Below are 13,938 nucleotides of genomic sequence, written 5' to 3'. Positions count from 1 at the left end.
ACGAAAAGCCCAGCGTGTGCACGCGGGTTTCGGCTCCAGCCACACAGAGACCGGCGGAGACGTCAGTTCTGGGCCTCGAACCATCGGTCGTCGATCTCGCCGCGGGCGAGCAGGACCGAGGGTCCGCGGAGGGTCGCACCGACATGGTCGATGTTCACGCGAACCCGGCCCCCCAGTACGCCGACGCTCACCTCACCGGTCTCGAGGCCCTCGTAGGACAAAGCCGCTGCGGCTGCTGCCACCGTCCCGGTGCCACACGACCGAGTCTCGCCGACGCCACGTTCGAACACCCGCATCTCGACGCCGCCGTCGTCCAGCCTGGTCAGCAGCTCCACGTTCGCACCGCGGGGAAAGAATTCGGAGTCCAGTGTGGGCGGTGCGGACAAGTCCAGCGCGCCGAGAGTCGCACGGGTCAGTGTGCCGTCGACGCAGGCCAGATGCGGGTTGCCGACATCGATCCCGACGCCCTCGTACGAGCCACCCGCAATGGTCACCGAACTCGAGCCCATCAACGTGACATCGCCCATCGCGACCGTGACATCGGCGTCGGTGTCGTCGAACGAGTGCACCGTCACCGCGCGGGCACCGGCCCGCGAACCCACCACGAACTGATCGCGATGTTCGAGGTCGTGTACGCGCAGATAGTGGGCGAACACGCGAACACCGTTGCCGCACATCTCGGCTATCGTGCCGTCGCCGTTGCGATAGTCCATGAACCAGTCGTCGGGCTCGACACCCGACGGAAGTCGATCGAGCACACCCGCATCTCGAAGCACACCGGCTCTGGACACGCGCAGAATGCCATCGGCACCGATGCCCTGGCGTCGATCGCACAACACCGCGACCGCCGACCTGGTGAGTTGGAGCTCGGCTGACGGATCCGGCAGTACGACGAAGTCGTTCTGGGTTCCATGGCCTTTGGCGAATTCCATGCTGCCGAGTCTACGGGGGGTCGATGACAGCCAGAGCGTCCGAGGTCAACGTGGGCGACGCACCGTCGAGCCAGCGCACCCGGTCGTCGCGGCGGAACCAGGAACGCTGCCGTCGCACGTAACGCCTGGTACCGATGAACGTGCGCTCGCGGGCATGCTCGATGTCGTAGTCCCCCGCCAACACCTCGAGAGCCTGCGCGTACCCGATCGCCCGCGACGCCGTGACCCCGTCACGCAATCCGAGCTCGAGCAGACCTTCCACCTCGTCGAGCAGTCCGGTGTCGAACATCAGTCGGGTGCGGGTATCGATTCGCTCGTCCAGTTCGGCAGTGTCGCGATCGACCCCCACTATGATTGTGCCCCAACGTGGTTCACCGATCCTGGGTGCCGACGCAGCGAACGGTTTCCCGGTCAGCTCCACCACCTCCAGCGCGCGGACCATACGACGACCGTCGGTGGGCAGAATGGACGCCGCGGCCTCGGGATCGGCCGCCGTCAACGCGCGATGGATCTCCTCGACCCCGTCGCGTTCGAGCACGTCTTCCCATTTCTTGCGGACGACCGGATCCGTGGCCGGAAAGGCCCACTCGTCGAGCAGCGACTGCACGTACATCATCGATCCGCCGACGATGATCGGTCGCCGACCTCGAGATCGGATGTCGTCGACGTCCGACACGGCAGCGGCCTGGTAGCGCGCAACGGTCGCGATATCGGTGACCTCGAGCACATCCAATTGGTGGTGCGGTATGCCGCGACGCTCAGCCATCGGAAGTTTCGCGGTCCCGATGTCCATCCCCCGGTACTGCTGCATCGCGTCGATGTTGACGACCTCGCCGCTCAGTGTCTCGGCCAGATCCAGTGCCAGATCGGACTTGCCCGTGGCCGTCGGTCCGATCACCGCGATCGGGGTCGTGGCCGGGTCGTACGAGCCGGGTTCCTCAGACACGGGACCACGTTCCGACGTAGTACCCGACTCCGAAGGGAGCCCGGCGATACAGCTCGGTACCTGCGATGATGTCCGGGCCGACCGCAGCCGCCAGTACCTGCCATGCCGCCCGTCCGCTTACGCCGACCGCCGCGCACAGGTCCGCGTCGAGGTTCGCCAGCGAATCGACGTCGGCCGCGGCGAGGGCGTCGTCGATCCCTTGCTGAACCGCTTCGGCCCGCTCGTCGAACGAGCCCGGCGCCTTCGCCGTCAGCGTGTTCGCGCCGTCTGCCAGCACCAGAATGCCCCAGCTCTCGAAGGACGCGTCGAGTTCGCGCCGCAGCTCCGCACCGAGTGTCGCGCACCTCTGGGCGCTCGCGTCCGCGGGGACCGTCCGGACCTCGACCGCAGAGCCGGGATCGCTCGTTCCGCGCAACCAACCGGCGATCAGGACGGACAACGGCAGTTCCGGGTCCGGCGCAGTCGACGACGGTCGATCGGACAGTCGCACCACGACGTCGACGCCGAAGCCGCGAAACGTACCGACCGTGGTCGCGTCGTACGTTCCTTCGGTCCGATCGACACCGATCGACATCCACCGGTCGACCTTCGACGTCAGCTGCGTTACCGCCTCGACCGCGGCGGCACGAAGATCGGCCGTCTCGGCAGCACTGGAGCCCGTCAGTTCGGGGACGAGCAACGGTGGGGAGGGCACCAGGGCCGCGGCACGAAACACGGACACCACGCTAGTCGGTGGCGCGACTTGGGCGGACGAGTCCACCTCGAGTCGTCTGAGCTGTTTCAATGGTCCGATCGGTCGTCACCTAGTTCAATGGTGTCCAGATCGCGAGTGAAGGCAGCCGTGACGCGCGGCAGAGATGAGGAACAATGACCGACCCGAATGCCGGCACGCCCACCGAGGCCACATCCTGGGATGCACCTGCCCCGACCCCCGGTGCCGCCCAGCCCGGCACCTCGACAGCCGGTAGCGGCCCCAAGCCAGGCGGAGGCCCCAAGCCAGGCGGAGGGCCGAAACCCGGTGGCGGACCCAGGCCCGGCGGTCCCGGTGCCGGTTCTCCTCGTCCCGGCGGTTCCGCCGCGGCCAAGCCCCACCCGGCGTCCTCGCACGTCGCCACTGTGGTCCCCGCGGTGGCCCCGGCAAGCGATCCCAGCAAGTTCGGCCGAGTCGACGAGGACGGCACCGCGTGGGTGACGACCGCTGACGGCGAGCGACAGATCGGTTCCTGGCAGGCAGGCGATGCAACCGAGGGCCTCGCACATTTCGGTCGGCGCTACGACGACCTGGCCACGGAGGTCGCTCTGCTCGAGGCTCGATTGACCTCTGGCACCGGTGATGCCAAGAAGACGAAGGCCGCTGCCGCCGCACTGTTGGAGAGTCTGCCGACCGCGGCGGTCATCGGCGACCTCGACCTGCTCGCTCGACGACTCGACGCCGTCATCGAGCACTCCGACGCCGCAGCGGCCGTGGCCAAGCACGAGAAAGAACTCGAACGAGCAGAGCACACGGCTCGCAAGGAGGCTCTGGCAACCGAGGCCGAGCAGATCGGCGGCGAATCGACGCAGTGGAAGCAGGCCGGAGATCGGCTACGAGAAATTCTCGACGAGTGGAAGACTATTCGCGGGGTCGACCGCAAGATCGACGATGCCCTGTGGAAGCGCTACTCCAAGGCTCGGGAGAACTTCAACCGCCGCCGCGGCGCGCACTTCGCCGATCTCGATCGCGAGCGAGGGGCCGCGAAAGTTCGTAAGGAAGAATTGGTCGAGCGCGCCAAGGCGTTGTCCTCGTCGACGGACTGGGGTCCCACGGCGGCCGCGTTCCGCGATCTCCTGGTGGAGTGGAAAGCATCCGGTCGTGCTCCACGCGATGCCGACGATGCGCTGTGGAAGAATTTCAAGGCCGCCCAGGACGTGTTCTTCGCTGCCCGCAACGCTGCGGCGTCCGAGCGGGATGCCGAGTTCGAGTCCAACGCCGAAGCCAAGGAAGCCCTGCTGGCGAAGACTCACATCGATCCGAGCAAGGATCTCGATGCTGCCCGTTCGGCACTGCGCGATCTGCAGGACAAGTGGGATGCCATCGGCAAGGTTCCGCGCGAGAAGATGCAGGAACTCGAGGGCAAACTGAGGGCGATCGAGAAGTCCGTCCACGACGCAGTGGAGTCGCAGTGGCGTCGTTCCGACCCGGAAGCCGTCGCCCGCGCTGCTCAGTTCCGCGAACGGGTGGCCCAGTTCGAGGACCAGGCGGCGAAGGCAACCGCAGCAGGGAAGACGAAGGACGCCGAGCGTGCGCTGGCCCAGGCCCAGCAGTGGCGTGAGTGGGCCGACGCCGCCGAGAGCGCCGTCGACGAGTTGTGACTCGATAACTCGAGCCGATCCGGCCGCCTGCCCTTCTGAACCCTGGGTAGGTGGCCGAATCGGTCTACGGGGCCGAGTGGCCGTCCCACAGGCGCAGCTTCTGCTCGCCCGACGCGGCCGCGATGCGCCGTTGTTCCTGAGCGGCGAGTTGCGCGTTCGTCTTGTTCCACACTGCTTTGAGCCAGTGGAATGTCAACGCCATCACGGCGATCCACGCGACGATCAGACCGATGCCCGGCCCGCCGCCCTGCAGGTTGTCCGGCACGGTCTGCCTCGACCAGATCGAGAGCATCCCGAACACCGACGACACTGCGCAACCGGCGAGCGCCGCCCAGGCCAACGCCCACATGCGGGTCACCAGCGCGAGCACGGACATGACCACACCGAACGTCAGCACCAGCACGACGAAGATGCGCGACGGCAGTGCAATCGATTCGGCGACTGCCGCGTCGCTCCCCGAGAGCACGTCGAATCCGCTCGCAGATCCGGTGTGCGGCAACGCGAACGTGACGAGCAGGACCAGCACCAGCCCAGCCACGACCATGGCCCGTGCGCCAGGGTCCAACTCGGTCATCACCGCTCTCTCTGTTCGTCCGAGTTCCTCTGCAGATCGGGAGGATACGACGCGGTCGGGTCCGTCTTTCTCGGTCATGCGTTGCATCCTGTCTGAACCGGAAGCGGCGCCGGTGCGCCGATCGAGGGAAGTCCGAGGCCGACGCCGATCGGTGCCGTCTTCGGCATGACGCCGCGTTCGTGCGCGTCGCCCGCTGCCGTGCGGCGGTGCGTGAGCACTCCGGCATCGGCGATCAGGTGGTACGGGGCGGCCGCGGTGAGGGTGGTGGTGACGACGTCACCCGGGCGAATCTCGCTCGCTCTGTCGACGTCGACGGCGAAATGCACGAGTCGACCGTCTCGTGCTCGACCGCTCATCCGATGCGTCGCAGCATTCTTGCGCCCTTCACCGGTGGCGACGAGCAGTTCGACCTCGGTACCGATCATTGCCTGATTGGCAGCAAGAACGATCTCTTCCTGCAACGCGATCAATCGCAGATACCGTTCTTGCACAACCTCTTTGGGTACCTGGTCGGGCATGTCGGCAGCCGGTGTGCCCGGACGCTTCGAGTACTGGAAGGTGTAGGCGTTGGCGAACTTCGCGCGTCGCACCACGTCGAGGGTCTGCTGGAAGTCCTCTTCGGTCTCGCCCGGGAAACCGACGATGATGTCGGTGGTGACGGCCGCGTGCGGCATAGCCGCGCGCACCTTGTCGATGATGCCCATGAACTTCGTCTGCCGATAGGACCTCCGCATCGCCTTGAGGATTCGATCCGATCCGGACTGCAGCGGCATGTGAAGGGTCGGGCAGATGTTCGGGGTGGACGCCATCGCCTCGATGACGTCGTCGGTGAATTCGGCCGGGTGCGGAGACGTGAACCGCACTCGCTCGAGTCCCTCGATCGAGCCGCAGGCGGTCAGCAACGATGCGAACGCGCCGCGATCGCGAGGCATGTCCGGATCGGCGAACGAGGCACCGTAGGCATTGACGTTCTGGCCGAGCAGGGTCACCTCGAGTACACCCTGGTCCACCAAAGCCTGCACCTCGGCAAGGATGTCGCCCGGTCGGCGGTCGATCTCCTTGCCGCGCAGCGCCGGCACGATACAGAACGTGCAGGTGTTGTTGCAGCCCACGGAGATCGACACCCAGCCTGCATAGGTCGACTCTCGCTTCGCGGGCAGGGTGGAGGGGAAAGCCTCGAGCGACTCGAGGATCTCGACCTGCGCCTGCTCGTTGTGCCGGGCGCGCTCGAGCAACACCGGCAGCGACCCGATGTTGTGGGTGCCGAAGACGACGTCGACCCAGGGCGCCTTCTCCACGACGGTATTGCGATCCTTTTGCGCCAAGCAGCCGCCGACGGCGATCTGCATATTGGGGTTTCGCGTTTTGGCCGGCCGCAGCATGCCGAGGTTGCCGTAGAGCTTGTTGTCGGCGTTCTCACGCACCGCACAGGTGTTGAAGACGACGAGGTCGGCATCGGTGCCGGCGTCCGCTGGGACGTAGCCGGCCTCCTCCAACAGTCCCGACAGCCTCTCGGAATCATGGACATTCATCTGACAACCGTGCGTGCGCACCTCGTAGCTACGGGGAACTGCCGCCGACGGGTCGGTCACCGATACGGGATCGGTACTCCCGCGATCGGCCACGTCCACGGTCGGAAAAACACTCGTCTGCACCCCTCCAGGGTACGTCCATCGCACCGACCGGCCCGCCGGGGTCGCGGGCTCCACCGCAGACTGTGCAGGGCCGATGCGAGCCGACAGTAAAGTTTCCATTACATAATCGAAGATGGCAGGCGAAAACACCGGTCGGCGAGGAAACTACGCATAGGGTTTCGTCTTATGACGCACGCCACCGACGCGCCGGCATCGACACCCCCGCCGGGCGCACCTTCGATGATCTCGCTCAAATCCGTCGACAAACATTTCGGTGATCTGCACGTCCTCAAGGACATCAACCTGGAAGTGCCGGCCGGACAGGTCGTCATCGTCGTGGGTCCTTCCGGATCGGGCAAGTCGACCCTGTGCCGAACGATCAACCGGTTGGAGCCGATCGATTCCGGTGCCATCGAGGTCGACGGAGATCTACTCCCCGCCGAGGGCAAGGCTCTCGCGGCACTGCGTGCCGACGTGGGCATGGTGTTCCAGTCGTTCAATCTGTTCGCGCACAAGACGATTCTGCAGAACGTCATGCTCGCGCCCATGAAGGTGCGCAAGCAGAAGAAGGACGAGGCCGAGAAAAGCGCGTTGGCACTGCTCGAACGCGTGGGCATCGCCAACCAGGCCGACAAGTACCCCGCTCAGCTCTCCGGTGGTCAGCAGCAGCGTGTCGCGATCGCTCGCTCTCTCGCCATGAACCCCAAGGTGATGCTGTTCGACGAGCCGACCTCGGCCCTCGACCCCGAAATGGTCAACGAAGTACTCGACGTCATGACCTCGCTTGCCAAGGAGGGGATGACGATGCTCGTCGTCACCCACGAAATGGGCTTCGCACGCAAGGCAGGCGACCGCGTCATCTTCATGGCCGACGGAGCCGTCGTCGAGGACACCGATCCGGAGACCTTCTTCAAGTCTCCGAAGTCCGAACGCGCCAAGGACTTCCTCGGCAAGATCCTCGGTCACTGACCCGATTCACCGCTCGTCTCCATACGCACGACCTACCCGAAGGACATTCACTGTGAGAATCACCCGACCGCTTCGCTTCGGTGTCGCCATCGCCGCTCTCTCCATCGTCGCCACCGCCTGCGGCGGCGGAGAGGAAGCCCGCACCATCTCGAGCAGCGCCGAATCCGGCAACCTGATCGTCGGCATCAAGTTCGACCAGCCCGGCCTCGGTCTGCGTAATCCGGACGGCACCTTCAGCGGATTCGACGTCGAGGTCGCCAAGTACGTCGCCGGCAAGCTCGGCGTCGACGAGGCGAACATCGAGTTCAAGGAGTCCCCCTCGGCACAGCGCGAGACCCTGATCGAAAACGGTGAGGTCGACTACATCGTCGCCACCTATTCGATCACCGACACCCGCAAGGAAAAGGTCGGCTTCGCCGGACCGTACTTCGTGGCGGGTCAATCGTTGCTCGTCCGCGAGGACAACACCGACATCACCGGTGCCGATTCGCTCAACGACGGTAAGCGTTTGTGCTCGGTCACCGGCTCCACCCCGGCCCAGAACATCGCCGACGAGTACCCGGGCGTTCAGTTGCAGCCGTTCGACACCTACTCCGCGTGCGTGGAGGCCCTGCGTAACGGCACCGTCGACGCCGTCACCACCGACGACATCATCCTGGCCGGTTACGCCGCACAGTCACCCGGACAGTTCAAGGTGGTCGGCGAGCCGTTCACGACGGAGAACTACGGCATCGGCCTGAACAAGGACGACACCGACGGACGCAACAAAATCAACGACGCCATCGAGGAGATGGTGTCGAGCGGTGCCTGGGAGCAGGCGTTCAACGACACTGTGGGCGCATCGGGCTACCCGCTTCCCGCCGAGCCCACCGTCGACCGCTACTGATCGACTCTGTCGTCGTGTTCCGCGTGCGCGTGCACGCGGAACACGGCGGTTCGATCTCGCCGAGCCGTGAGGATCAACAAGCACCGTGAACCTATTGAGCAAGTACGGCGATCAATTGATCGACGCGTTCCTCTCGACCATCTATCTGACGTTGGCATCACTCGTCGGCGCGTTGGTCATCGGAACGATCATTGCCGCGATGCGGGTGTCCCCCATCCCGATCGCACGTGGCATAGCCGCGACGTACGTCACCATCTTCCGTAACACCCCGTTGACCCTGATCATCCTGTTCACCTCGTTCGGTCTCTACCAGACCATGGGCGTCTCCCTGGCATCCGAGTCGTCGTCGACGTTCCTCGACGACAACAACTTTCGCTTGGCTATCCTCGGTCTGAGTGTCTACACCGCGTCGTTCGTGGCCGAGTCTCTACGGTCGGGCATCAACACGGTCCCGGTCGGTCAGGCCGAAGCAGGCCGATCGCTCGGCATGACATTCACCCAGAACATCTCCATCGTCGTTCTCCCACAGGCATTTCGCGCCGTCGTCGGACCGCTGGGCAGTGTCGTGATCGCATTGACCAAGAACACGACCATCGCATCGGTCATCGGAGTCGCCGAGGCGTCGTTCCTGATGAAGAACATGATCGAGAACGAAGCCGCGATCTTCGTCGTCGGTGGCATCTTCGCCCTCGGCTTCATGATCCTGACGCTCCCGACCGGGTTGCTGTTCGGCTACATCAGCAAGCGATTGGCGGTGTCATGATGAGTGATGCAGTAGCAGTTCTGTACGACGTCCCGGGCCCGAAAGCGGTACTGCGATACCGCATTCTGACCGTGGTCGTTGCAGTCGTCTCGCTGGGGATCGCGTTTCTGATCTACCGGGCGCTCGACTCGAAGGGGCAGTTGACCGCCGAGAAGTGGGACCCGTTCCTCGAATCGACGACCTGGACCACCTACCTGATACCAGGCATCCAGGGCACCCTGGTGGCGGCCGCGCTGTCGATCGTGTTCGCCCTCATCCTCGGCGCTGTCCTGGGCATCGGCAGGCTCTCGGATCACCGCGCGGTACGCATGGTCAGCGGTGCAATCGTCGAATTGTTCCGCGCAGTGCCCGTGCTGATCCTGATGATCTTCCTGTACGCGGTCTACGCCGACTACGAGGTCTTCAAGGTCAAGTACCTGGCCCTGGCCGCCGTGGTCACCGGCCTCACCCTGTACAACGGTTCGGTGATCGCCGAGATCGTGCGTGCCGGTGTCAATTCGTTGCCGAAGGGCCAGCGGGAAGCAGCGTCGGCGCTGGGCATGCGCAAGAGCCAGGTCATGCTCCTGGTTCTGCTCCCCCAGGCCGTCACCGCCATGCTTCCGGCGATCATCTCGCAGATGGTGGTGGCACTGAAGGACTCGGCGCTGGGTTACGTCATCGGCTACGTCGAGGTCGTCCGTTCCGGGCAGCAGGTGGGCGCGTTCTACAGCAACTACCTGCCGTCGCTGATCATCGTCGCCGTGATCATGATCATCATCAACTCGCTGTTGACCAAGCTGGCCACCGTGGTCGAGCGTCGTCTGCGTTCTCGCAAGCGTAAGGCCGGCGCGACTGAAGTGGTTCCGGCTCTCGACGGTGGCCAGGCAGCCTGACTACACGACACTGAAACTGGTCGAGGCCCTCGACAAGTAAGGCCCGCAACACCGATGGTGTTGCGGGCCTTACTGTTTCTCGACGCCTCCTACTCGAGGTGGACGATCACATCGTGTCGGGGCCGTCGAAGTCTTCGGTGTCTGCACCTACGCGGTCGAGTTGATCTTTGACCACCGCAAATGCCATTCCTTGCGAGTATCCGCGGCGAGCCAGCATACCGACCAGCTTGCGCACTACTTTGTCTCGTTCGACCCGTGCGTCGGGCCCGTTCGGGTCTGGCAGACGTAACGATCGAAATCGTTTGCGCACCAACTCCGCAGCACGTTGGAGTTCGTCTTCGGAATCGATCAGATCGAGGGCGTTCACGGCCAACTCGTTGCTGACGCCTTTGTTCCGCAGCTCCATGCTGAGTGCGCGTTTGCCCTTGCCCGAGTACTTGTGCCGGGACTGGACCCACTGTTCAGCAAAGGATTCGTCATCGACGAGCTTTGCTTTCTCGAGCCGGTCGAGAACTGCGTTCGCGATCTCGGCAGTGAATCCTTTTTTGGCAAGACTCGTTTCGAGTTCGTGCCTGCTACGCGCTCGGTCGGTCAGCAACCGAAGGCAGACATCTTTCGCCTGCGCCTCGGTGCCGCCACCCTCGTCTCGCTGCTGCACAGCGGCACCAGGTTAGAAGTCGACCGGAGCGGCTGCGGGCTCCTCCGCGGTGACGTCCGCGCCGATCTGCAGCTTTTCCATGATCTTCTTCTCGATCTCGTCTCGCACATCGGGGTTCTCGAGCATGAACTTGCGGGCGTTCTCCTTGCCCTGACCGAGCTGATCGCCCTCATAGGTGAACCACGAACCCGACTTACGGATGAAGCCGTGCTCGACGCCCATGTCGATCAACGAGCCCTCGCGGCTGATGCCCTTGCCGTAGATGATGTCGAACTCGGCCTGCTTGAACGGCGGCGCGACTTTGTTCTTGACGACCTTGACCCGGGTGCGGTTACCGATGGCATCGGTTCCGTCCTTCAGGGTCTCGATGCGGCGGATGTCGAGGCGAACCGAGGCGTAGAACTTCAATGCCTTACCACCGGTGGTGGTTTCGGGAGAGCCGAACATGACGCCGATCTTCTCGCGCAACTGGTTGATGAAGATGACGGTGGTGCCGGAATTGCTCATCGCGCCGGTGATCTTGCGCAGCGCCTGGCTCATCAGGCGAGCCTGCAGACCCACGTGACTGTCGCCCATCTCGCCTTCGATCTCGGCGCGCGGTACGAGTGCCGCCACCGAGTCGATCACGAGAATGTCGAGTGCGCCCGAACGGATCAGCATGTCTGCGATCTCGAGGGCCTGCTCACCGGTATCGGGCTGCGAGACCAGCAGTGCATCGGTGTCGACACCGAGCTTCTTCGCATAGTCCGGATCCAGTGCGTGCTCGGCGTCGATGAAGGCGGCGATGCCGCCGGCGCGCTGAGCACTGGCCACCGCGTGCAAGGCAACGGTGGTCTTACCCGAGGATTCCGGGCCGTAGACCTCGATGACACGTCCACGCGGCAACCCTCCGATGCCGAGTGCTACATCGAGCGCGATCGATCCCGTGGGAATGACGGCGATGGGCTGGCGAACCTCGTCACCGAGGCGCATCACCGAACCCTTGCCGAAGTTCTTGTCGATCTGCGCGAGTGCGAGATCGAGCGCTTTGTCGCGATCGTATGCAGCCATCGTGAGCTCCCTGTGTCGTGTCGTTCAGCTGTGTCGTGTCGATCAGCTTGGTCGTCGGTAACGCTAGAACGGGGTACCGACAAGAAGTTTCTCTGGACCGCTCAGCAACCGTTGTCACCAGCATAGGGGAACACGTGTTCGAGTCAACTACCCCCGCGTTCGACACGCCGAGCAAACTGGATTCGACCCGCGAAGAGCTACCAGCGCTCTTTCGGAACATCGAACTCGTAGCAGATCGAGCGCCACACTTCCCTCGGGTCGACGCCCTCCTCGATGGCCTGTGCCCCGGTTCGTCCGATCCCGGACAGCACATGATCGGTCAGCAGGGAATTGCCTCGAACGGAGCCGAACTCCTCGGTGAGCAGTTCACGAAATTCGGTCAGACGCACATCGACAACCCTAACGCCCCGTCCGGCGCGCGCTCCGAGCGAGGACCTCGTGACATACCGCCACCGGATCCCCGACGGACTTCGCGCCGGCCGCCGCCTCGGCCGCAGCCAGGGCAAATCGAGGATCGGCGAGAACGTCGGCCACCGCGCCGGCGATCGAGGCTGCCGTCGGGGGTCGCACGATCACGGCGCTCCCCTGCCGCGCAGCCCGATTCGCCAGTTCCCACTGATCACCGCCACCGGGCACGGTCACCACCGGAACTCCGTGCATGAGCGCTTTGGCCAACATGCCATGACCACCCCCGCATACCACCACGTCGGCGTGACGCAGAAGTTCGTCCTGCCGACCGAGGCCCGCATTCGCCCACCTCGGCAACGCGTCGGGGACCCCGTCGAGAACCGACGCCACTACCCGAACCCCAGTGCCGTCCAACCCCTTCAGCGCCATCTCGAGCATTCCCTCGGCACCGGTGAACGCCGTCGACGGTGCGACCATCACCACAGGTGATTCGCCGTCGGGTAGCTCGAGCAGATCGTCGGTCGGCTCCCACAGCAACGGACCGATCACATGCGCGTCCTCGGGCCAGTCGGGACGCGGCACCTCCAGCGCGGGAATCGTGGCAATCAGTCGAGCGCTAGGACCCGGATCCCGGGCCGGCAGACCGATACTCGTCCTGGCGAGGGAACGTTGAGTGCGTCCCTGCGCGATCGAGCGCGCCGTCAACGCGCGCATCACGGTATCGCGGAGCCTGCCACGAAGACCGGTGCCCGGAGCCAACCCACTTCCGATGGGCGGCAATCCTTTCGAGGGCGAATACAGGGGATGGGGCGAGAGCTCGACCCAGGGTGTACCGAGTCGTTCGGCAGCCATACCGCCCCCTGCAGTGAGGATGTCGGACACCACGAGGTCGACGTTCTCCCGAGCGAGGTCGGGCAACAACTCGGTGGAGACGAACGCGGCACGAGAGTGGATACGCTGCCCGGCGTCCAGATCGTCGTCCTCCGGCCTCGGTGCCAGCCCGCCCAACGGGAAGGCCCGCAGCCCGAGCGCACGGGCGTCGGGCACCCATCGACTTCCGGTGAACAGGACCGGCTCGTCACCGGCCTCACGAAACAACAGGGACAGGGCAATGGCCGGAAACGCATGCCCCGGATCGGGCCCGGCCACCACTGCAACTCTCACCGACTCAGCGTGCCACACCGGATTCGACGAGCTCGACGCGTATCGAGAACACCACAGGTGAAGGAACGCCCGTCACGCGCTCCGGGGACGCAGATAGGCATCGACCGCGTACGTCATCTGGCGCATCACTTCGGCACCGGAGATGCGCTCGGACACCATCTCGGCGGACTGGACAGCCGACTGCACCATCAACAGCAACATGGTTGCCAGCGCCGTGGGATCTCCCGAACGAATGGACGAGTCACGTTGTCCCACAACGATCAATGAGGTCAGGGTATCGATGATCAGCGCCTGGCTGGTTCCGAGCCGATGCAGGATGTACGTGGCGAGCACATCGGAATCGGAACGGAGAATTTTCACGAACAGCGGGTGAGTTCGGATCCGGTCGGCCGCCTGACCCACGGCGGTCACGATCTGCTCTCGGCCGGACGCGGTCGCATCGAAGCTCGGAATGAGTGCGCCGATCTCGCGAGTGAGAAGGCTGGAGACCACTGCTCGTGTGTCCGTCCATCTCCGGTAGACGGTCGGCCTGCTGACCTCGGCTCGGCGAGCGATTTCGGCCAGGGTGGTGCGTCTGACACCATGTTCGAGGATGCACGATCTGGCCGCATCGAGCACGGAGTCTTCGATCGACTTCTCCGGCGCGTCCGTCTCGGACGGATGCGCGGACTGAGACGAGGCAGGACTCGACACCGGTCGCTCGGTCACGTGCCACCCTTCACACTATGGG

At 64.5% G+C, this 13,938-nt stretch carries 15 protein-coding genes; 5 read left to right on the top strand and 10 right to left on the bottom strand.

Annotated elements, in window-relative coordinates; all coding sequences use genetic code 11:
* Nucleotides 1-62: 62 nt before the first annotated feature.
* The 3 genes from dapF to AC5WEY_RS13650 are packed head-to-tail and all read right to left on the bottom strand — an operon-like array spanning nucleotide 63 to nucleotide 2,593.
* Nucleotides 63-932, bottom strand: coding sequence for a diaminopimelate epimerase (dapF, locus tag AC5WEY_RS13660; RefSeq protein WP_495646245.1), 870 nt, complete (start codon nucleotides 930-932; stop codon nucleotides 63-65).
* 10 nt (nucleotides 933-942) lie between these two features.
* Entirely contained in the window at nucleotides 943-1,878 is a 936-nt protein-coding gene (miaA, locus tag AC5WEY_RS13655) for a tRNA (adenosine(37)-N6)-dimethylallyltransferase MiaA (RefSeq protein WP_495646244.1), read from the bottom strand.
* On the bottom strand, nucleotides 1,871-2,593 hold the full coding sequence (locus AC5WEY_RS13650; RefSeq protein WP_495646243.1) for a class III extradiol dioxygenase subunit B-like domain-containing protein: 723 nt from the start codon (nucleotides 2,591-2,593) through the stop codon (nucleotides 1,871-1,873). Before AC5WEY_RS13650 ends, miaA begins: the two co-directional genes overlap by 8 nt.
* 152 nt (nucleotides 2,594-2,745) lie before the next feature.
* Between AC5WEY_RS13650 and AC5WEY_RS13645 the strand changes: the two genes are divergently transcribed.
* Nucleotides 2,746-4,230 (top strand): DUF349 domain-containing protein, encoded by a 1,485-nt coding sequence (locus AC5WEY_RS13645; protein WP_495646242.1) that lies wholly within the window; start codon nucleotides 2,746-2,748, stop codon nucleotides 4,228-4,230.
* Nucleotides 4,231-4,294: 64 nt separating this feature from the next.
* On the opposite strand, the gene AC5WEY_RS13640 is transcribed toward AC5WEY_RS13645, so the two are convergent.
* A complete protein-coding gene (locus AC5WEY_RS13640; RefSeq protein WP_495646241.1) occupies nucleotides 4,295-4,882 on the bottom strand; it encodes an Rv2732c family membrane protein in 588 nt (195 codons plus the stop codon).
* The gene (gene miaB / locus AC5WEY_RS13635; RefSeq protein WP_495646240.1) at nucleotides 4,879-6,459 is read right to left on the bottom strand and encodes a tRNA (N6-isopentenyl adenosine(37)-C2)-methylthiotransferase MiaB; all 1,581 of its coding nucleotides are present in this window, start codon (nucleotides 6,457-6,459) and stop codon (nucleotides 4,879-4,881) included. Before miaB ends, AC5WEY_RS13640 begins: the two co-directional genes overlap by 4 nt.
* A 219-nt stretch (nucleotides 6,460-6,678) precedes the next feature.
* Between miaB and AC5WEY_RS13630 the strand changes: the two genes are divergently transcribed.
* The 4 genes from AC5WEY_RS13630 (at nucleotide 6,679) to AC5WEY_RS13615 (ending at nucleotide 9,928) form a co-directional block, all read left to right on the top strand.
* Entirely contained in the window at nucleotides 6,679-7,407 is a 729-nt protein-coding gene (locus AC5WEY_RS13630; protein WP_170944851.1) for an amino acid ABC transporter ATP-binding protein, read from the top strand.
* Between the two features lie 52 nt (nucleotides 7,408-7,459).
* A complete protein-coding gene (locus AC5WEY_RS13625) occupies nucleotides 7,460-8,293 on the top strand; it encodes a glutamate ABC transporter substrate-binding protein (protein ID WP_057477712.1) in 834 nt (277 codons plus the stop codon).
* A gap of 85 nt (nucleotides 8,294-8,378) precedes the next feature.
* Nucleotides 8,379-9,056 carry an amino acid ABC transporter permease gene (locus AC5WEY_RS13620; RefSeq protein WP_032377154.1) on the top strand — a complete coding sequence of 226 codons (678 nt, stop codon included), beginning with the start codon at nucleotides 8,379-8,381 and terminating at the stop codon, nucleotides 9,054-9,056.
* Nucleotides 9,056-9,928 (top strand): amino acid ABC transporter permease, encoded by an 873-nt coding sequence (locus AC5WEY_RS13615; RefSeq protein ID WP_495646239.1) that lies wholly within the window; start codon nucleotides 9,056-9,058, stop codon nucleotides 9,926-9,928. The genes AC5WEY_RS13620 and AC5WEY_RS13615 overlap by 1 nt, the downstream gene beginning before the upstream one ends.
* A 106-nt stretch (nucleotides 9,929-10,034) precedes the next feature.
* On the opposite strand, the gene AC5WEY_RS13610 is transcribed toward AC5WEY_RS13615, so the two are convergent.
* From AC5WEY_RS13610 to AC5WEY_RS13590, 5 genes are all read right to left on the bottom strand, one after another.
* Entirely contained in the window at nucleotides 10,035-10,586 is a 552-nt protein-coding gene (locus tag AC5WEY_RS13610) for a regulatory protein RecX (protein WP_495646238.1), read from the bottom strand.
* A 12-nt stretch (nucleotides 10,587-10,598) separates the two neighbouring features.
* On the bottom strand, nucleotides 10,599-11,636 hold the full coding sequence (gene recA / locus AC5WEY_RS13605) for a recombinase RecA (RefSeq protein WP_008716921.1): 1,038 nt from the start codon (nucleotides 11,634-11,636) through the stop codon (nucleotides 10,599-10,601).
* Nucleotides 11,637-11,833: 197 nt separating this feature from the next.
* Entirely contained in the window at nucleotides 11,834-12,025 is a 192-nt protein-coding gene (locus AC5WEY_RS13600; RefSeq protein WP_037189524.1) for a DUF3046 domain-containing protein, read from the bottom strand.
* Nucleotides 12,026-12,035: 10 nt separating this feature from the next.
* Nucleotides 12,036-13,208: a glycosyltransferase gene (locus tag AC5WEY_RS13595; protein ID WP_495646237.1), complete on the bottom strand. Its 1,173-nt coding sequence runs from the start codon at nucleotides 13,206-13,208 to the stop codon at nucleotides 12,036-12,038.
* A 72-nt stretch (nucleotides 13,209-13,280) separates the two neighbouring features.
* Entirely contained in the window at nucleotides 13,281-13,901 is a 621-nt protein-coding gene (locus AC5WEY_RS13590) for a TetR/AcrR family transcriptional regulator (protein WP_495646565.1), read from the bottom strand.
* Between the last annotated feature and the right edge of the window lie 37 nt (nucleotides 13,902-13,938).

It is taken from the genome of Rhodococcoides sp. S146-33 (genome assembly GCF_059489205.1).
The sequence above is the reverse complement of the archived record's forward strand: the minus strand, read 5'-3'. Positions and strand labels throughout refer to the sequence as shown.